The organism is Cupriavidus sp. 05N39, from assembly GCF_056397325.1.
The window spans coordinates 1-397 of sequence record NZ_JBFTNE010000360.1; the positions used below are offsets into that span (position 1 = coordinate 1).

The 397-nt window shown below is 64.5% G+C and carries 1 protein-coding gene; it reads left to right on the top strand.

From position 1 onward, the window contains the following. Positions 1-14: 14 nt before the first annotated feature. On the top strand, positions 15-397 hold a 383-nt coding region (locus tag AC1DN0_RS41705; RefSeq protein ID WP_477146697.1), incomplete at its 3' end, for an efflux RND transporter permease subunit.

Here is a 397-nt window from a genome sequence, read left to right on the forward strand (position 1 = left end):
GGACTGAACACATGCTGCCGCGCTTTTTCATCCACCGCCCGGTGTTCGCCTGGGTCCTGGCGATCTGCATCATGGCGCTCGGCGCGATCGCGGTGACCCAGCTGCCGGTCGAGCAGTACCCGGACATCGCTCCGCCGCAGGTCAACATCACCGCCAACTACACCGGCGCGTCGGCGCAGACGGTGGAGGACAGCGTTACCCAGGTGATCGAGCAGCAGATCAAGGGCATCGACCACCTGCTGTATTTCTCCTCGACCAGTTCTTCCTCGGGCCAGTCGCGCATTACCGTCACCTTCGACCAGCGCGCCAACCCGGACATCGCCCAGGTGCAGGTGCAGAACAGCGTGAACCAGGCGATCAACCGCCTGCCGCAGGAAGTGCAGCAGCAGGGCGTCAC